At 64.5% G+C, this 18,411-nt stretch carries 16 protein-coding genes; 8 read left to right on the top strand and 8 right to left on the bottom strand.

Annotated elements, in window-relative coordinates; translation table 11 throughout:
- The first annotated feature begins 24 nt into the window (after positions 1-24).
- Positions 25-999: an HTH-type transcriptional regulator CysB gene (gene cysB / locus KUO17_RS13870; RefSeq protein ID WP_043863083.1), complete on the top strand. Its 975-nt coding sequence runs from the start codon at positions 25-27 to the stop codon at positions 997-999.
- Between the two features lie 15 nt (positions 1,000-1,014).
- Here the strand turns inward: cysB and KUO17_RS13865 are convergent, their stop codons facing one another.
- The 4 genes from KUO17_RS13865 to KUO17_RS13850 all read right to left on the bottom strand — a co-directional run bounded on the left by KUO17_RS13865 (position 1,015) and on the right by KUO17_RS13850 (position 4,449).
- The gene (locus KUO17_RS13865; protein WP_217976116.1) at positions 1,015-2,346 is read right to left on the bottom strand and encodes a hypothetical protein; all 1,332 of its coding nucleotides are present in this window, start codon (positions 2,344-2,346) and stop codon (positions 1,015-1,017) included.
- Positions 2,343-3,221, bottom strand: a complete 879-nt coding sequence (locus KUO17_RS13860) for an ABC transporter ATP-binding protein (RefSeq protein ID WP_217976115.1) — start codon at positions 3,219-3,221, stop codon at positions 2,343-2,345. The genes KUO17_RS13865 and KUO17_RS13860 overlap by 4 nt, the downstream gene beginning before the upstream one ends.
- Positions 3,218-3,616, bottom strand: coding sequence for a GntR family transcriptional regulator (locus KUO17_RS13855; RefSeq protein ID WP_217976114.1), 399 nt, complete (start codon positions 3,614-3,616; stop codon positions 3,218-3,220). Before KUO17_RS13855 ends, KUO17_RS13860 begins: the two co-directional genes overlap by 4 nt.
- Before the next feature lie 98 nt (positions 3,617-3,714).
- Positions 3,715-4,449: a phosphoadenylyl-sulfate reductase gene (locus tag KUO17_RS13850; protein ID WP_217976113.1), complete on the bottom strand. Its 735-nt coding sequence runs from the start codon at positions 4,447-4,449 to the stop codon at positions 3,715-3,717.
- Between the two features lie 128 nt (positions 4,450-4,577).
- On the opposite strand from KUO17_RS13850, the gene thrH reads away from it, so the two are divergent.
- Positions 4,578-5,195 carry a bifunctional phosphoserine phosphatase/homoserine phosphotransferase ThrH gene (gene thrH / locus KUO17_RS13845; RefSeq protein WP_217976112.1) on the top strand — a complete coding sequence of 206 codons (618 nt, stop codon included), beginning with the start codon at positions 4,578-4,580 and terminating at the stop codon, positions 5,193-5,195.
- Positions 5,196-5,271: 76 nt separating this feature from the next.
- Here the strand turns inward: thrH and pabB are convergent, their stop codons facing one another.
- The 4 genes from pabB to rloA form a co-directional block, all read right to left on the bottom strand.
- Entirely contained in the window at positions 5,272-6,615 is a 1,344-nt protein-coding gene (gene pabB, locus KUO17_RS13840) for an aminodeoxychorismate synthase component I (RefSeq protein WP_217976111.1), read from the bottom strand.
- Between the two features lie 109 nt (positions 6,616-6,724).
- Complete coding sequence (locus tag KUO17_RS13835) at positions 6,725-7,705, bottom strand: alpha-L-glutamate ligase-like protein (protein ID WP_217976110.1); 981 nt, start codon at positions 7,703-7,705, stop codon at positions 6,725-6,727.
- The gene (gene rloB / locus KUO17_RS13830) at positions 7,705-9,237 is read right to left on the bottom strand and encodes an osmotic stress tolerance membrane protein RloB (RefSeq protein WP_217976109.1); all 1,533 of its coding nucleotides are present in this window, start codon (positions 9,235-9,237) and stop codon (positions 7,705-7,707) included. Before rloB ends, KUO17_RS13835 begins: the two co-directional genes overlap by 1 nt.
- 5 nt (positions 9,238-9,242) lie before the next feature.
- Positions 9,243-9,779: a retropepsin-like aspartic peptidase RloA gene (gene rloA, locus KUO17_RS13825; protein WP_217976108.1), complete on the bottom strand. Its 537-nt coding sequence runs from the start codon at positions 9,777-9,779 to the stop codon at positions 9,243-9,245.
- Positions 9,780-9,988: 209 nt separating this feature from the next.
- Between rloA and KUO17_RS13820 the strand changes: the two genes are divergently transcribed.
- The 6 genes from KUO17_RS13820 (at position 9,989) to prpD (ending at position 18,356) form a co-directional block, all read left to right on the top strand.
- The gene (locus tag KUO17_RS13820) at positions 9,989-10,705 is read left to right on the top strand and encodes a GntR family transcriptional regulator (protein ID WP_217976107.1); all 717 of its coding nucleotides are present in this window, start codon (positions 9,989-9,991) and stop codon (positions 10,703-10,705) included.
- Entirely contained in the window at positions 10,702-11,592 is an 891-nt protein-coding gene (gene prpB / locus KUO17_RS13815) for a methylisocitrate lyase (RefSeq protein ID WP_217976106.1), read from the top strand. Before KUO17_RS13820 ends, prpB begins: the two co-directional genes overlap by 4 nt.
- A gap of 58 nt (positions 11,593-11,650) precedes the next feature.
- The gene (gene prpC / locus KUO17_RS13810) at positions 11,651-12,778 is read left to right on the top strand and encodes a bifunctional 2-methylcitrate synthase/citrate synthase (RefSeq protein ID WP_217976105.1); all 1,128 of its coding nucleotides are present in this window, start codon (positions 11,651-11,653) and stop codon (positions 12,776-12,778) included.
- Positions 12,779-12,872: 94 nt separating this feature from the next.
- Positions 12,873-15,464, top strand: coding sequence for a Fe/S-dependent 2-methylisocitrate dehydratase AcnD (gene acnD, locus KUO17_RS13805; RefSeq protein WP_217976104.1), 2,592 nt, complete (start codon positions 12,873-12,875; stop codon positions 15,462-15,464).
- 165 nt (positions 15,465-15,629) lie between these two features.
- A complete protein-coding gene (gene prpF / locus KUO17_RS13800; RefSeq protein WP_217976103.1) occupies positions 15,630-16,820 on the top strand; it encodes a 2-methylaconitate cis-trans isomerase PrpF in 1,191 nt (396 codons plus the stop codon).
- A gap of 51 nt (positions 16,821-16,871) precedes the next feature.
- Positions 16,872-18,356, top strand: coding sequence for a 2-methylcitrate dehydratase (prpD, locus tag KUO17_RS13795; RefSeq protein WP_217976102.1), 1,485 nt, complete (start codon positions 16,872-16,874; stop codon positions 18,354-18,356).
- Positions 18,357-18,411 lie beyond the last annotated feature (55 nt).

Here is an 18,411-nt window from a genome sequence, read left to right as displayed (position 1 = left end):
GCCCAGTTGATTTGAGGGATACCTATGAAGCTTCAACAATTGCGCTACATCTGGGAAGTGGCGCACCACGACCTCAACGTCTCCGCGACAGCGCAGAGCCTGTATACCTCCCAGCCGGGCATCAGCAAGCAGATCCGCCTGCTGGAGGATGAGCTGGGCGTTGAAGTCTTCGCCCGCAGCGGCAAGCACCTGACCCGGGTTACCCCGGCTGGCGAGCGCATCATCACCACCGCTGGCGAGATCCTGCGCAAGGTCGAGAGCATCAAGCAGATTGCCCAGGAATTCTCCAACGAGAAGAAGGGCACCCTGTCGATCGCCACGACCCACACCCAGGCGCGCTATGCGCTGCCGCCGGTGATCAGCTCGTTCATCAAGCAGTACCCGGAAGTGGCCCTGCACATGCACCAGGGTTCGCCCATGCAGATCGCCGAGATGGCCGCCGACGGTACGGTCGACTTCGCCATTGCCACCGAAGCCCTGGAGCTGTTCGGCGACCTGGTGATGATGCCGTGTTACCGCTGGAACCGCTGCGTGGTGGTACCCCAGGGCCACCCGCTGACCAAGTTGCCCAAGCTCACCCTTGAGGCCCTGGCCGAATACCCGATCGTGACCTACGTGTTCGGTTTCACCGGCCGTTCCAAGCTCGATGAGGCGTTCAGTCACCGTGGCCTGACGCCAAAGGTAGTGTTCACCGCCGCCGACGCCGACGTGATCAAGACCTATGTGCGCCTGGGCCTGGGCGTGGGCATCGTGGCCAAGATGGCGGTGGACACCAAGCTCGACAACGACCTGGTGGTGCTCGATGCCAGCGAGCTGTTCGAATCCAGCATCACCAAGATCGGTTTTCGCCGTGGCACCTTCCTGCGCGGGTTCATGTGCGACTTCATCGAGAAGTTTGCACCGCACCTGACCCGTGAAGTGATGGCCAAGGCCATCCAGTGCCACAACAAGCAAGAGCTCGAAGAGCTGTTTGCCGGCGTCGAACTGCCGGTTCACTAAGCCATTGCGGCGTGTTCAGGCCGCCACGGCGGTGGCCTGGGCACGTTGATGGAGTTTTCCCGTCCCTGCGATCATTGCGCTCGCCAGCACTGCCCAGCCCGCCATCCAGGGCGCCGGCAAGTCGCCATGCAGATGCAGCATCGTGCTGCTGGCGATGCCCGCCGTCATCATCACGCCGATTGACGCCACGCGCAGCGCAGGCTTGCCTGGCCAGTGCCAGGCCAGCAATGCCATCCACAGCGCAAACACCAGCAACAGCAGGGTGAAACCCGTCAGCCCCAGCAGCCAGGCTACGTTCAGCCGTGGCCAGGTGGTGCCCAGCGCAGCCATGGTCAGGGCGACGATCAGCAGCTTTTCGCCCTGGCTTGCCAGCAATTGCCGGGCCATCGCGCGTGGCAGTTGCGAGGGGCTGGGCAGCCCGGGTATCAGCAGCAGCTCGGCCAGCGTGGCGCGACTGCGGGTACGCAGGTTGGCCAGGGTGCGGGCGGGTTGGCTGGCCAGCATCACCAATGCGAAGGAGGCCATGCCGGACACGAAGATGGCCTGTTGCTGGCCTTGCAGCCACAGGATGAAGCCTGTGCAGGCACTGAAAATCAGGTAGCCCAGCCATTGCCCGCGGCGACCGTACTGCTGGCGCAATGTCTGGAATACCGGCCCGAGTATCGCAGACAGGCGATCGCCTGCTGGCGGCGGGCGCACTGCGCGGGTTTGTGTTCTGTGGGTGGCAGTGCGTGCTCGGGCAATCGGCAGCAGCAGGTGTTCGAAGCTGCCCTCCAGTGCAGCCCCCAGTGGCATCATCCAGGCACTGCGTATTGCGCTCAGTTGCCAGCGCCAGGCCAGGCTCGCCAGCAGCACGGCGAGCACGCCGAGGCCCGTGCTGAGCAGAGGGGCTTGCAAGGTCCCCGGGCTCAGGCCGACGATCAGCAACGCTACCATCGACAGCGGCAGCGGCAGGCTGACCAGCAGCAGCCCGGCTGTTGCGCCCAGCCACACCGCGGCCATCAGCAGCAGGTTGCTGATGCCGGCCGGCTGCCATGCCAGCAGGCCAAGCAGCGGCAGGCCGATGCTCAGCAGCAGGTGTAGCGCCGCGCCGCGCGCCAGCGTGCGGGGTATGCCCGGCACGCGCAGGCGGACCATGCTGTAGGCCAGGTTGCACAGGCGGGTGCCGAGCAGCACGGCCCAGGCGCTGGTGGCCAGTGCCCAACCTTGTGCGGTGATCAGCGGGAAACTGGCCTCGCCGTAGGTTCGCCCGACCAGGGCGCTGAAGATCAGCCCCGTCACGCACAGCGCCAGCCCCACCGCCCTGAGCCAGGCGGTGGGGAGCGTCCAACGCAGCCATGCGCTCATGCGGCCAACTCCACGAACAGGTCTTCCAGGTTCAGGCCATGCACGCGTGCGGCGCCAGGCAGCGTGGCCGCAAGGTCGCGCGCCGGGTCACGTACCACCAGGCTCCAGCCCCCCTCGTCGAGCGGGCGTCGTGACAGTTCGCCAGGCAACGGCTGTGCCGGTGGCGTGCGCTCGGGCCACACTACCCGGCGCAGTTCGTCCTTGAGCAGGTCCAGCTCGCCATGCAGGCGTAGGCGTCCCTGGTGCAGCACGGCGATGTGCGAGGCGACCCGCTCCAGGTCCGAGATGATATGGGTGGAGAACAGTACCGTGGTGCCGCGCTCGCCGGCCATGTCGACGATTTCGCGCAACAGTTCGCGGCGTGCCAGCGGGTCGAGGGCGGCGGCCGGCTCGTCCAGCACCAAAAGGCGCGGTTGCGGGCCGAGGGCGCGGATGATCGCCACCTGCTGGCGTTCGCCTGGCGAGAGCGTCAACAGGCGGCGCCCGCTGTCCAGGCCAAAGCGTTCGATCAGGCGCGTCACCAGCGCAGGGTCCCAGTCGGGGTAAAGACCCGCCATGAAGTCGAACAGCTCGCCGACCTTCATCCAGTCGAAGCTGACCGGCTGCTGAGGCACATAACCGAGCATGGCCTTGCCCAGGTCGTCGATGTGGCTGGCAGGTTTGCCGAACAGCCAGGCCTGGCCGTGGCTGGCCTGGCGCAGGCCCAGCAGGCATTCGATCAGGGTGCTCTTGCCCGCGCCGTTGCGTCCGACCAGGCCCAGGATCGTGCCGGGCTCGATACTCAGTGAAACCTCATCCAGCACGCGCACGGACGCATACTGCTTGCTGAGCGTGCGCAGTTCGGCCACGGCGTGCCGGCAGGGTGTTTCGATCATGGCTGATTCCTTTTTTCGTCAATGAGGGGGCGCAAAGCCTCGATCACCTGGTCGGCGCCCAGGTTCAACTGATGGGCCTGGCGTGCCAGCTCCAGCAGCGCTGGCTGCAGGGCTTCGAGGCGGCTGTGCACGGGGCTTGCGTGGGGGCTGGCGCCGGCGACCAGCATGCCTTTGCCGCGCTGGCGCTCCAGCAGGCCCTGGCTTTCGAGCAGGGCATAGGCCTTGGAGACGGTCATCGGGTTGATCGCATGTGCGCCGGCAACGTCGCGCACCGAGGGCAGGCGCGTACCTGGCACGCACTGGCCGGCGCTGATCAGGCGGGTGATCTGGCCGACGATCTGGCGATAGATCGGGTCGGGGGAGCTGGGTTCGATATGCAGGGTGATGGCGTCCATGTGTATTAGTGTAGCAATACACTAGTGGAGCCAGGCAAGGCTTTTCTTGGGGCATGAAAAAACCGGCCGGGGCCGGTTTTTTGTTCAGTGCAGCGTGATCAGCTCTTGGTGATCAGGTTGCCGGCGTGCAGGCCGCATTCCTTCTGCGTCGACTCTTCCCACCACCAGCGGCCTTCGCGCTCGTGCTGATTGGGCAGTACCGGGCGGGTGCAGGGCTCGCAGCCGATGCTGATGAAGCCGCGCTCGTGCAGGCTGTTGTAGGGCAGTTCAAGCATGCGGATGTAGCCCCACACTTCTTCGCTGCTCATTTGCGCCAGCGGGTTGAACTTGTACAGGGTGCGCTCAGGGGTGGAGAAGGCGCTGTCGATTTCCAGCGCGGCCACCTGGCTGCGGGTGCCGGGGCTCTGGTCACGGCGCTGGCCAGTGGCCCAGGCGCTGACGGTGCTCAGCTTGCGGCGCAGTGGCTCGATCTTGCGGATGCCGCAGCATTCGCCGTGGCCGTCCTTGTAGAAGCTGAACAGGCCCTTTTCCTTGACGAAGGGGTCGAGTGCGCTGCGGTCGGGGGACAGCAGTTCGATGGGCAGCTTGTACTGTTCGCGTACCTGGTCGATGAAGCGGTAGGTCTCGGGGTGCAGGCGGCCGGTGTCGAGGCTGAAGACCTTGACCTGCTTGTTGAGTTTCCAGGCCATGTCCACCAGTACCACGTCCTCGGCACCGCTGAAGGAGATCCACAGGTCGTCGCCGAAGTGCTCGAAGGCGAGCTTGAGGATGTCTTGCGGGGACTTGTTGGCGTAGGTCGCGGCGAGGGCGGCGACGTCGAAGGGTTGGCTCATCAGGCGGCTTCCGGTCATTGAATGGCGCTTGGCGCTCGTAATAGGCGAATGTTAACAAAAATTGCCGGGTTAGACGGCGCGCCTGTAGAGTGCGGCTTCCATTTTTAGCGTTGTTCGAGGAGTGAGCTGTGGAAATTGCCTGTCTCGACCTGGAAGGTGTACTGGTCCCGGAGATCTGGATCGCCTTCGCGGAAAAAACCGGAATCGAATCGCTGCGGGCGACCACCCGTGACATCCCCGATTACGACGTGCTGATGAAGCAGCGCCTGCGCATTCTGGATGAGCACGGCCTTAAGCTGTCCGACATCCAGGCGGTGATCGCCACGCTCAAGCCGCTGGACGGCGCCATCGAGTTCGTCGACTGGCTGCGTGAGCGCTTCCAGGTGGTGATCCTGTCCGACACCTTCTACGAGTTCTCGCAGCCCTTGATGCGCCAGCTGGGCTTTCCGACCTTGCTGTGCCATCGCCTGATCACTGACGAGAACGATCGGGTGACCGGCTATCAACTGCGCCAGAAAGACCCCAAGCGTCAGTCGGTACTGGCCTTCAAGAGTTTGTACTACCGGGTGATTGCGGCGGGCGATTCGTACAACGACACCACCATGCTGGGCGAAGCGGATGCGGGGATTCTGTTCCATGCGCCGCAGAACGTGATCAGTGAGTTCCCGCAGTTCCCGGCGGTGCATGACTTCGACGCGTTGAAGAAAGAGTTCATCAAGGCTTCGAACAGGACGTTGAGCCTGTAAGGCCGCCTTCGCTGGCAAGCCAGCTCCCACAGGGATCACCGCTGACCCTGTGGGAGCTGGCTTGCCAGCGAAGTTTTCAGAGGCCCTGCAAGGTCTCGAGCAGCACCTTGACCTTGGTGATCGACTCGGCGTACTCCGCCTCCCATTGCGAATCCGCCACCACCGCGCCGCCGCCCCAGCAGCACACCTGGCCGTCCTTCACCAGCAAGCTGCGAATGGCGATCGAGCTGTCCATCTCTCCGCGCACGTCCACATACAGCAGTGACCCGCAATACAGCGCGCGCCGGCTGGGTTCCAGCTCGTCGATGATCTGCATCGCGCGAATCTTCGGCGCGCCGGTGATCGAGCCCCCGGGGAAGCTGCCGGCGATGAGGTCCAGCGCGTCCTTGCCCGGCGCCAGGCGCCCGGTCACGCTGCTGACCATGTGATGCACATTGGGGTAGCTTTCCAGGCTGAACAGCTCCGGCACGCTCACCGAGCCGATGGCGCAGGTGCGGCCCAGGTCGTTGCGCAGCAGGTCGACGATCATCAGGTTCTCGGCACGGTCCTTGGCGCTTTCCAGCAGTTCCGCGGCGTTGGCCGCATCTTCTGTCGGGTCGGCGCTGCGCGGGCGGGTACCCTTGATCGGCCGGGTCTCGACCTGGCCCGCGCTGACCCGGATGAAGCGCTCCGGCGAGAAGCTCAGCAGCGTGCTGCCGTCGGCCAGTGCCTGGAAGCCCGAGAACGGTGTGGGGCAGGCCGCCCGCAGTGCCTGGTAGGCGACCCACGGCTCGCCCTGGCAGGGCGCGCGAAAGCGCTGGGTCAGGTTGATCTGGTAGCAGTCCCCGGCGTGGATGTAGGCCTGCACCTGCTCGAATGCCTGGCGGTAGTCATCGGCACTCAGGTCGCCCTGCATGGGCGAGGCCAGGGTGAACGTGCCCGCTACGTGAGCCGGTGCACTGTCGAACAGCTGTACCAGCCGTGCGCGCTCGGTGGCCGCCAGGGCCGGATGAAACAGCAGTTGGCTGGTCTGCAGCTGGTGGTCGCTGATCAGTGCCCAGGCATACAGTCCAAGGCTCGCATCGGCCAGGCCCAGGTCGTCGCGGGCAACGGCGGGCAGGTGCTCCAGGCGCCGGCCGAAGTCGTAGCTGAGGTAGCCTATCAGGCCGCCGGCAAACGGCAGTTCCACCCCCGCCGGCAATTGTGCGGGGCCAAGCGCCGCCAGCTGTTCGCGCAGGCGTTGGAGGTAGCTCAGGCCGTCTTCATCGGTGTCGGGGGCAAGGGTGCACACAGGCCAGGCGCTGAGCAGGTCATAGCGACCGCGCTCGGCGCTGGGGCGCGCGCTGTCGAGCAGTACCGCACCTGGGGCGTGGCGAACACGGGCGAAATAGGCGCCAGGGTCGGCCAGGTAGGGCAGGGGGTGGAGTGTACAGGTGTGCATTCGAGTAAGCAGCTGTCGAGGCGGGGCAGGCATTGTAGCCCCCTGCAGGCGTTGCTCCTAGCGCATCGACCGACCGCCCCGTGCGCAGGTGCGCCGGGGCGGGGGCCGATCATTGCGCGGGGATGTGGCCGAACAGCTCCTGGGCGAAGCGCACGCGCTCTTCGACGCTTTCCTTGATGCCATTTTTGGCCAGCGTTTCCAGGTGCGCCTCGACTGCGTGGGTGCGCAGCGTGAGCCCGCAGTCGTTGGCGATCTGGATATTCAGGCCGGGGCGGGCGTTGAGTTCCAGAATCAGCGGGCCCTTGTCCTGGTCCAGCACCATGTCCACGCCGATGTAGCCCAGCCCGCACAGCTCGTAGCAACCGGCGGCGAGCTTCATGAAGCCGTCCCAGTTCGGCAGTTGCACGCCGTCCACCGCGTTGGTGGTGTCGGGGTGCTTGCTGATGATGTTGTTCAGCCAGGTGCCGCGCAGGGTCAGGCCGGTGGCCAGGTCCACACCCACGCCGATGGCGCCCTGGTGCAGGTTGGCCTTGCCGCCGGACTGGCGGGTCGGCAGGCGCAGCATGGCCATCACCGGGTAGCCCATCAGCACGATGATGCGGATGTCCGGCACGCCTTCGTAGCTGATGCTCTTGAAGATCTGGTCGGGGGTCACCCGGTACTCGATCAGTGCGCGGTCACGGTGGCCGCCCAGCGAGTACAGCCCGGTGAGGATGCTCGACACCTGGTGCTCGATTTCCTCGTGGCTGATGATCTTGCCCGACACCGTGCGGTAGCGGTTCTCGAAGCGGTCGGCGATCACCAGGATGCCGTCACCGCCAGCGCCCTGCGCCGGCTTGATGACGAAGTCGCTGCGCCCGCCGATGATCTCGTCGAGCTTGTCGATTTCCTTCTCGGTGGAGATCACCCCGTACATTTCCGGTACGTGGATGCCGGCCTTGATCGCCCGTTCCTTGGTGATGATCTTGTCGTCGACGATCGGGTACAGGTTGCGCTTGTTGTACTTGAGGACGTAGTCCGCATTGCGCCGGTTGATACCCATGATGCCCCGGGCCTCCAGGGCTTTCCAGGTTTTCCATAGGCCGAACATCAGGCGTCAGCCTTCACGAAGGCCTTGAAGCGCATCAGCTCCGTCAGGCGGTAGCCGCGATAGCGACCCATCGCCAGCATGAAGCCCACCAGAACCAGCAGCACCGCCGGGAAGGTGAACACGAAGTACACCAGCTCAGGCACGCTCATCAGCAGGTGTGCGACGGAGGCGGCGAACAGCGTGCCGATGGCGACCTTCATCGCGTGGCCACCGCCGCGCTCTTCCCAGGTGATCGACAGGCGTTCGATGGTCATGGTCAGGATCACCATCGGGAACAGCGCCACCGACAGCCCGCGCTCCAGGCCCAGCTTGTGGCTGAACAGGCTGATGGCGGCAATCAGTACCACCACGAACGTCAGTACCACCGACAGGCGCGGCAGCATCTGCAGCTTGAGGTGCTCTAGATAGGAGCGCAGTGTCAGGCCCAGCGCCGTGATCACCGTGAACAGGATGATGCCGAAGCCCAGCTGGGTCTCGCGGAACGCCAGGGCGATCAGCACCGGGGTAAAGGTACCCAGGGTCTGCAGGCCGATCAGGTTGCGCAGCACCAGGATCACCAGCACGCCGATCGGGATCATCACCATGATCATGAAGGTCTGCTGGGTCTGCAGCGGCAGGCCATAGAGCGAGTATTCGAGGAAGTCGGCGTCGGTGTTCTCGTCGGTCAGCTTGGCCAGGCGGATGGCGTTCATCTCGCTGTTGTTCATGCTGAAGCTGACGTTGACCTTCTTGCCGCCGTCCACGGTGATCAGCGGGTCATCGCCGGTCCACCACAGCAGGCGGTCGGAAGGCAGGCCCTGTTCGCCGGTGTCCGGGTTGAAGTACAGCCAGTCGTTGCCGTTGAAGCTGCGCAGCCACAGTTCAGGGCTTTGCGGCTGGTCGGCGAGCAGGCGGATGGTGTGCACCTTCTCGACCGGCACGTGGGCGATCGACAGCAGCAGGTCGATGACCTTGGCCTTGTTCAGCGACGAGGCATCGCCGGCCAGCAGCAGCTTGACGTTGTCGTCGTTGGGGTTGTTGACCCGCTTGATGGTCTCGCTGACAAAGGTCTCGACGTCGGCCGAATGCTGGCGGATAGGCGCCATCAGGGCTTCGGCGGCGATCTTCTCGGGGCCCTCGACCGGCTGGCTGTCACGGAAGGTCGGGCCTTTGACCTTGACTTTCTCGCTGCTGTAGCGCTTGGTCAGTACCAGGCGGTAGTACAGGGTCTGGTTGCCCTTGGCGCGGCGTGCCGACCAGGTCACCTTGCGGTTGCCGTCGACGCGGTTGACGCTCACGCCATAGTTGTTGGAGATGAAGCTCTCGTTGAGGCTGACATAGTCGCTGCTCAGCGGCGGAACGAACATCTGGATCTTGATCGGGTCCTTGGGGCTGGCGACGAACTCGACCTTGGCATCGATGTTCCACAGGTCGTCGGTTTCGTCTTCGGTCACCGGAATGCCGAGCATGAAGATCTGATACGCCGTGATCGACACACCCAGCAGCACCAGGAGGGTGATCAGGACTTTCAAATGAAGGGTAAGAGAGCGCATCGGAATTACTCTGCGGTATGAGCGTCAGTGGCGCAGGCGGGTTTGCCGGCAGCGTATTTAAGGCTTGGGTCGACCAGTGCATCGAAGTGCTTGAGCGCCTCGGAGCCGATCAGCAGCGGGTACTGGAAGGCACTGCGGTCGGTCAGGTTCACTTCGATGCTGCGCAAGGCCGTACCCATGCAGATATTCAGCGCAATCACCGGGCGGGCAGTGTAGGCCTTGCCTTCGTCCGGGTTGTAGTCACCAGCGCGTCGCTTGATCTTGCTGACGCGGGCCAGGGGTCGTTCTATCGGATGCGAATGGGCGGCGTCAATTGCCAGGTAGAAGCGCACCCATGATTCGCCGTTGCGCTTGAAGCGCTTGATGTCGCGCGCGCTCAACGAGGCGGTCTTGGCCCCGGTGTCGAGCTTGGCCGCGACCTCCAGGTCGATATCGGCAAGGCGGGCGTATTCATTAAGGCCGTAGACAGTCTTGTCCGCCGCCTGGCCCAGGGCCGGCAGCCCACAGAGGCTGAGTAACAGTAGAAAGGGCGTGAGTCTCATAAATCCTGGCGCGATGCTGTGGGGTGTGCCCCCTCAGAGGCGGCGGCATTCTATCACGCTGGTGTATCGATGCCAGCGGCTGGAGTCAGACAACACTGACAGGCTTGAAGTTCGTTATTAGGTGATTGTCGACAATGTGCATTTTGTCTTTGACTGATTAGGCATTTTTGGCTAGTTTTGGTCGTATTGATTTTAAAGGTGTCGACAATATGCTGGACGCAGCCCAGGCCACCGTCGCGGTTCAGGAAGATTCGGAAACCCTGTCCGAAAACGTCTTCCGGCGTATTCAGGCCGCCATCGTCAAGGGCGAGATTGCCCCGGGCAGCAAGATCTCCGAGCCCGAGCTTGCGCGCACCTACGGCATCAGTCGCGGCCCGCTGCGCGAGGCCATTCACCGCCTGGAAGGCCAGCGCCTTCTGGTGCGGGTGCCGCATGTCGGGGCTCGGGTAGTGTCGTTGAGCCACGCCGAACTGATCGAGCTGTACGAGATTCGCGAGTCCCTCGAAGGCATGGCCTGTCGCCTGGCGGCCGAACGCATGAGCGTAGCCGAGATCGACGACCTGCGCCGGGTGCTCGACACCCACGAGCGCGACGCCGCGTTCCAGGCGGGTGTGGGCTATTACCAGCAGGAAGGCGATTTCGACTTTCATTACCGGATCATCCAGGGCAGCGGCAACCGCACCCTGGTGCAGATGCTCTGCGGCGAGCTGTACCAGCTGGTGCGCATGTACCGCATCCAGTTTTCCGCCACGCCCAACCGGCCTCGCCAGGCGTTCGCCGAACACCACCGGATTCTCGATGCCATCGCCGAGCGTGACGGCGAACTGGCCGAATTACTGATGCGCCGTCACATCGGCGCCTCCAAGCGCAACATCGAGCGTCACTATAAAGACGCCACTGCCCCTAGCCCACGAGGTGAGTCATGAGTCAGAAAAGCAGTCCCGGCCAGCGTTTTCGTGATGCGGTTGCCGCCGAGCATCCGCTGCAGGTCGTCGGTGCCATCAACGCCAACCACGCACTGCTGGCCAGGCGCGCCGGGTTCAAGGCCATCTACCTCTCCGGCGGCGGGGTGGCTGCAGGCTCCCTGGGCCTGCCTGACCTGGGCATCACCGGGCTGGACGACGTGCTCACCGATGTGCGCCGCATCACCGACGTGTGCGACCTGCCGCTGCTGGTGGATGTGGACACCGGGTTCGGTTCGTCGGCGTTCAACGTGGCACGCACGGTCAAGTCGATGATCAAGTTCGGCGCTGCTGCCATCCATATCGAAGACCAGGTCGGGGCCAAGCGCTGCGGGCATCGCCCCAACAAGGAAATCGTCTCACAGCAGGAAATGGTCGACCGCATCAAGGCCGCCGTGGATGCGCGTACCGACGACAGTTTCGTGATCATGGCGCGCACCGACGCACTCGCCGTCGAAGGCCTGGAGGCCGCGCTGGACCGTGCCGCGGCGTGCATCGAGGCGGGCGCCGACATGATCTTCCCCGAAGCCATCACCGAACTGTCGATGTACAAGACCTTCGCCAGCCGCGTGCAGGCGCCGATCCTGGCCAACATCACCGAGTTCGGCGCCACGCCGCTGTACACCACCGACGAGCTGGCGTCGGTCGACGTATCGCTGGTGCTGTACCCGCTGTCGGCGTTCCGTGCCATGAACAAGGCGGCCGAAAACGTCTACACCGCGCTGCGTCGCGACGGCACGCAGAAGAATGTCATCGACACCATGCAGACTCGCATGGAGCTGTATGACGCCATCGACTACCACGTGTTCGAGCAGAAGCTCGACGCACTGTTCGCTCAGAAAAAGAGCTGAGCCGCTGCACACCGTCATCAGCCGTTTCCCATAACAAATTCAAGAGTGGAGAAAACCAATGGCCGAAGCAAAAGTACTCAGTGGTGCCGGCCTGCGTGGTCAAGTGGCCGGGCAAACCGCACTGTCGACCGTGGGCCAGGCCGGTGCCGGGCTGACCTATCGCGGTTACGACGTTCGCGACCTGGCCGAACACGCACTGTTCGAGGAAGTCGCCTACCTGCTGCTGTATGGCGAACTGCCGACCCAGGCCGAGCTGAGCGAGTACCAGCACACGCTCAAGGCCCTGCGTGACCTGCCGCAGGCCCTCAAGGAAGTGCTCGAACGCATTCCGGTCACTGCCCACCCGATGGATGTGATGCGTACCGCGTCCTCGGTGCTGGGCACCCTGGAGCCGGAGCTGAATTTCGACCTGCAACACGAAAAGACCGACCGCCTGCTGGCGCTGTTCCCGGCGGTGATGTGCTACTGGTATCGCTTCAGCCACCATGGCGTGCGCATCGACTGCACCAGTGATGAGGACACCCTGGGCGGTCATTTCCTGCACCTGCTGCATGGCAAGGCGCCGAGCGAGCTGCATGTCAAGGTGATGAACGTGTCGCTGATCCTGTACGCCGAGCATGAGTTCAATGCCTCGACCTTTACCGCACGGGTGTGTGCCTCGACCCTGTCGGACCTGTATTCGTGCGTGACCGCGGCCATCGGCTCGCTGCGCGGCCCGCTGCACGGCGGCGCCAACGAGGCGGCGATGGAGATGATCGAGCGCTTCAAGACCCCGCAGGAGGCGATCGCCGGCACCCTCGGCATGCTCGAGCGCAAGGACAAGATCATGGGCTTCGGGCATGCCATCTACAAGGAGTCCGACCCGCGTAACGAAGTGATCAAGGGCTGGTCGAAAAAGCTTGCCGACGAGGTCGGTGACACCGTGCTGTACCCGGTGTCCGAGGCCATCGACAAGACCATGTGGGAGCAGAAGAAGCTGTTCCCCAACGCCGATTTCTACCATGCCTCGGCGTATCACTTCATGGGCATCCCGACCAAGCTGTTCACCCCGATCTTCGTCTGCTCGCGCCTGACCGGCTGGGCGGCGCATGTATTCGAGCAGCGTGCCAACAACCGCATCATCCGCCCGAGCGCCGAGTACACCGGCGTCGAACAGCGCAAGTTCGTGCCAATCGAACAACGCTGAGACTGGCGCGCAGTACCGATGCAGGGACCCATGCTGATCCTTGTGGGAGCGGTACTGCGTACCACCGACTTATCCGTGATTGAGTCCCGCGTCCATGAATACTGAATTTCGCAAGAACCTGCCGGGCACCACGCTCGATTACTTCGACGCCCGCGCCGCCATCGACGCCATCCGCCCCGGCGCCTACGACACGCTGCCCTACACCTCCCGCGTACTGGCCGAAAACCTCGTGCGCCGCTGCGACCCAGCCACCCTCGATGCGTCACTCAGCCAACTGATCGAGCGCAAGCGCGACCTCGACTTCCCCTGGTACCCGGCGCGGGTGGTGTGCCACGACATCCTGGGCCAGACCGCACTGGTGGACCTCGCCGGCCTGCGTGACGCCATCGCCGACATGGGCGGCGACCCGGCCCAGGTCAACCCGGTAGTGCCGGTGCAACTGATCGTCGACCACTCGCTGGCGGTGGAGTGCGGCGGCTTCGACCCGCAGGCGTTCGAGAAGAACCGTGCCATCGAGGACCGTCGCAACGAAGACCGCTTCCACTTCATCAACTGGACCAAGAAGGCGTTCAAGAACGTCGATGTGATCCAGCCGGGCAACGGCATCATGCACCAGATCAACCTGGAGAAGATGTCGCCGGTGATCCATGCCGAGCACGGCGTGGCCTACCCCGACACCTGTGTCGGCACCGACAGCCACACCCCGCACGTGGATGCGCTGGGCGTGATCGCCATTGGCGTCGGTGGCCTGGAAGCCGAAAACGTGATGCTCGGCCGCGCCTCGTGGATGCGCCTGCCGGAGATCGTCGGCGTGCAGCTCACCGGCAAGCCGCAGCCGGGCATCACTGCCACCGACGTGGTGCTGGCCCTGACCGAGTTCCTGCGCAAGGCCAAGGTGGTCGGTGCGTACCTGGAGTTCTACGGCGAAGGCGCCCGTGCGCTGACCCTGGGTGACCGCGCGACCATCTCCAACATGGCCCCGGAATACGGTGCGACCGCCGCGATGTTCTCCATCGACCAGCAGACCATCGACTACCTCAAGCTCACCGGGCGTGAAGACGCGCAGGTCAAGCTGGTGGAAACCTACGCCAAGGTCGCCGGTTTGTGGTCCGACAGCCTGGCCAATGCCGAGTACGAGCGCGGCCTGCAGTTCGACCTGTCGAGCGTGGTGCGCAACATGGCCGGCCCGTCCAACCCGCATGCGCGGGTGGCCACCAGCGAGCTGGCGGCACGCGGCATTGCGGGGCAGTGGGACGAAGTGCCGGGGCAGATGCCTGACGGCGCGGTCATCATTGCGGCCATCACCAGTTGCACCAACACCAGCAACCCGCGCAACGTGATTGCCGCCGGTTTGCTGGCACGCAACGCCAACAAGCTCGGCCTGGCACGCAAGCCGTGGGTCAAGTCGTCACTGGCGCCGGGCTCCAAGACGGTCGCGCTGTACCTCAAGGAGGCCGGCCTGGATGACGAGCTGGAACAGCTCGGCTTTGGCATCGTGGCGTTTGCCTGCACCACTTGCAACGGCATGTCCGGTGCGCTGGACCCGGTGATCCAGCAGGAAATCATCGACCGCGACCTGTACGCCACCGCCGTGTTGTCGGGCAACCGCAACTTCGACGGGCGTATCCATCCGTATGCCAAGCAGGCCTTCCTGGCCTCCCCGCCGCTGGTGGTGGCCTACGCGATTGCCGGCACCATCCGTTTCGATATCGAGAAGGATGTGCTGGGTGTGGTCGATGGCAAAGAGATTCGCCTCAAGGACCTCTGGCCGAGCGACGAAGAGATCGATGCAGTGGTCAAGGCGGCGGTCAGGCCCGAGCAGTTCCGCCAGGTGTACATCCCGATGTTCGCCGTGCACGAAGACACCGGGCCGAAGGTCGATCCGTTGTACGACTGGCGCGCCATGAGCACCTACATTCGCCGCCCGCCCTACTGGGAAGGGGCCCTGGCCGGCGAGCGTTCGCTCAAGGGCATGCGCCCGCTGGCGGTGCTGCCGGACAACATCACCACCGACCACCTGTCGCCGTCCAACGCGATCATGCTCGACAGCGCTGCGGGTGAATACCTGGCGAAGATGGGCTTGCCGGAGGAGGACTTCAACTCCTACGCCACCCACCGTGGCGACCACCTGACGGCGCAGCGCGCAACCTTTGCCAACCCCAAGCTGTTCAACGAGATGGTGCAGGAGAACGGCAAGGTCAAGCAGGGTTCGCTGGCGCGCATCGAGCCGGAGGGCCAGGTGACGCGGATGTGGGAGGCCATCGAGACCTACATGCAGCGCAAGCAGCCGCTGATCATCGTGGCCGGTGCCGACTACGGCCAGGGCTCGTCGCGCGACTGGGCGGCCAAGGGTGTGCGCCTGGCAGGTGTCGAGGCGATCGTGGCCGAGGGTTTCGAGCGCATCCACCGTACCAACCTGGTGGGCATGGGCGTGTTGCCGCTGGAGTTCAAGCCGGGCACCGACCGCAAGACCCTGGGCATCGATGGCAGCGAGACCTTCGATGTGGTGGGGCAGCGTACCCCGGGGGCGACCTTGACGTTGGTGATCACGCGCCGTGATGGCGAGCGCCTGGACGTGCCGGTGACGTGCCGCCTGGACACGGGCGAAGAGGTGTCGATCTACGAGGCGGGCGGTGTACTGCAGCGCTTTGCCCAGGACTTCCTCGCGTCGTCGGTGGCGGTTTGATCGAGTAAGGCAAGGCTGGCTCGGTCCCTGTGGGAGCTGGCTTGCCAGCGAAGGCAGCGACGCGGTGTGTGCTATTGCCGCGGCGTCTGCTTCGCTGGCAAGCCAGCTCCCACAAGGGATGGGGTAAGCCTGAAGAGTGCTGAACGACTACAGGACAAGGTTCCCATGCCACACGTACCCCAGATCAGAATCCCCGCCACCTACATCCGTGGTGGCACCAGCAAAGGCGTGTTCTTCAACCTCGAAGACCTGCCCGAAGCCGCCCAGCTCCCCGGCGTCGCGCGTGATGCGCTGCTGCTGCGCGTGATCGGCAGCCCCGACCCCTACGCCAAGCAGATCGACGGCATGGGCGGGGCTACCTCCAGCACCAGCAAGACGGTAATCCTGTCGCGCAGCATCAAGCCCGATCACGACGTCGACTATCTGTTCGGTCAGGTCGCCATCGACAAGGCCTTCGTCGACTGGAGCGGCAACTGCGGCAACCTCTCGGCCGCCGTCGGCTCGTTCGCCATCAGTGCCGGCCTGGTCGATGCCGGCCGCATCCCGCGCAATGGCGTGGCCGTGGTGCGCATCTGGCAGGCCAACATCGGCAAGACCATCATTGCCCATGTACCGATCACCGAGGGCCAGGTACAGGAAACCGGCGACTTCGAGCTCGACGGCGTGACCTTCCCGGCCGCCGAAGTGCAGCTTGAGTTCCTCGACCCGGCCGCCGACGAAGACGGTGCGGGCGGCTCGATGTTCCCCACCGGCAACCTGGTCGACGACCTGGTGGTGCCTGGCGTCGGTACCTTCAGGGCCACCATGATCAATGCCGGTATCCCGACCATCTTCATCGACGCCCAGGCCCTGGGCTACAAAGGCACCGAGCTGCAGGAGGCGATCAACAGTGACCCCGAGGCGCTGGTGCGTTTCGAAACCATCCGTGCCTACGGCGCGGTGCACATGGGCCTGATCGAACACATCGAGCAGGCCGCCCAGCGCCAGCACACGCCCAAGGTGGCGTTTGTCGCGCCGCCGGCTGCGTATCAGTCGTCCAGCGGCAAGGCCGTGGCAGCGGGCGATATCGACCTGCTGGTGCGCGCGCTGTCCATGGGCAAGCTGCACCACGCCATGATGGGTACGGCGGCGGTGGCCATCGGCACCGCAGCGGCCATCCCCGGCACCCTGGTCAACCTCGCTGCCGGCGGCGGCCAGCGCAGCGCCGTGCGCTTCGGTCACCCCTCGGGCACCTTGCGCGTCGGCGCCCAGGCACAGCAGGTGAATGGCGACTGGACCGTGACCAAGGCAATCATGAGCCGTAGCGCTCGCGTGCTGATGGAGGGCTGGGTACGCGTGCCCGGCGATGCCTTCTAGGCACAGCGGTGCTCGGCTTTCCTTTCACCCTCAGTGAACAGAGAGACGACGATGAGTGCCAATGTTGACCTGAACAACCGCCCCGACTACGACCGGGTTCTGCAGGACATTGCCGACTATGTCCTGCACTTCAGGGCCGAGCCCGGGGAGGCGCTGGACACGGCGCGCCACTGCCTGATGGACACCCTGGGCTGCGGTTTGCTGGCGCTGCGCTTTCCCGAGTGCACCAAGCACCTCGGGCCGCTGGTGGAGGGCACCGTGGTGCCGCACGGCGCGCGCGTGCCCGGCACGTCGTACCGCCTCGACCCGGTCAAGGCGGCCTGGGACATTGGCTGTATCGTGCGCTGGCTGGATTACAACGACACCTGGCTGGCGGCGGAGTGGGGCCACCCCTCCGACAACCTCGGCGGCATCCTCGCGGTGGCCGACCACCTCTCGCAAAAACGCGTGGCCAATGGCGAGGCGCCGCTGAGCATGCACACGGTGCTCGAGGCCATGATCATGGCCCACGAGATCCAGGGTGTGATCGCGTTGGAAAACGCTTTCAACCGGGTGGGCCTGGACCATGTGCTGCTGGTCAAGGTCGCGTCCACGGCGGTGTGCGCCCGGCTCATGGGCGCCAATCGCGAGCAACTGCTGGCGGCCTTGTCCCACGCGTTCGTCGATGGCCAGGCGCTGCGTACCTACCGTCATGCCCCCAATGCCGGCTCGCGCAAGTCGTGGGCGGCGGGTGATGCGTCCAGCCGTGGGGTGCGCCTGGCAGACATCGCCCTGCGCGGCGAGATGGGTATCCCTGGGGTGCTCACGGCGCCGCAGTGGGGCTTCTATGACGTGCTGTTCAGCCATACCAACAAGGATCTGGTGCTCAAGCCCGAGGGCCGGCGCGCGTTCAGCTTCTCGCAGCCGTTCGGCAGTTACGTGATGGAGAACGTACTGTTCAAGATCAGCTTCCCGGCCGAGTTCCATGCACAGACCGCGTGCGAGGCGGCGGTAACCCTGCACCCGCAGGTACGCAACCGGCTGCATGAAATCGAGCGCATCGTGATCACCACCCATGAGTCGGCGATTCGCATCATTTCCAAGGTCGGCACGCTGGCTAACACGGCGGACCGTGACCACTGCCTGCAGTACATGACGGCGGTGCCGCTGATTTTCGGCAACCTGGTGGCCGAGCAGTACGAAGATGACTTCCATGCGGCGCACCCGACCATCGACCGCTTGCGCGAGAAGATGGTGATCGTCGAAGACCCGCGTTTCACCCGTGAATACCTGGAGGCCGACAAGCGCTCTATCGCCAACGCGGTGCAGGTATTTTTCGCGGATGGGTCGAGCACTGAACAGGTAGTGGTGGAGTACCCTATCGGGCATCGGCGCCGGCGTGAGCAGGGTATCCCGTTGCTGGAGGAAAAGTTCAAGGCGAACCTGGCGACGCGCTTTACGGCCCAGCGTTCGGCGCAGATTCTTGCCTTGTGCAAGGATCAGGCGACGCTTGAGGCGACTGCGGTGCACCGGTTCATGGACCTGTTTGTGATCTGAAGGCCTCTTCGCTGGCAAGCCAGCTCCCACAGGTTTTTGTGGTGTTCGCGCAACC

This window comes from Pseudomonas aegrilactucae, from assembly GCF_019168305.1.
GTDB classification, from domain to species: domain Bacteria; phylum Pseudomonadota; class Gammaproteobacteria; order Pseudomonadales; family Pseudomonadaceae; genus Aquipseudomonas; species Aquipseudomonas aegrilactucae.
This window is presented reverse-complemented; position numbering and strand designations above follow the sequence as displayed.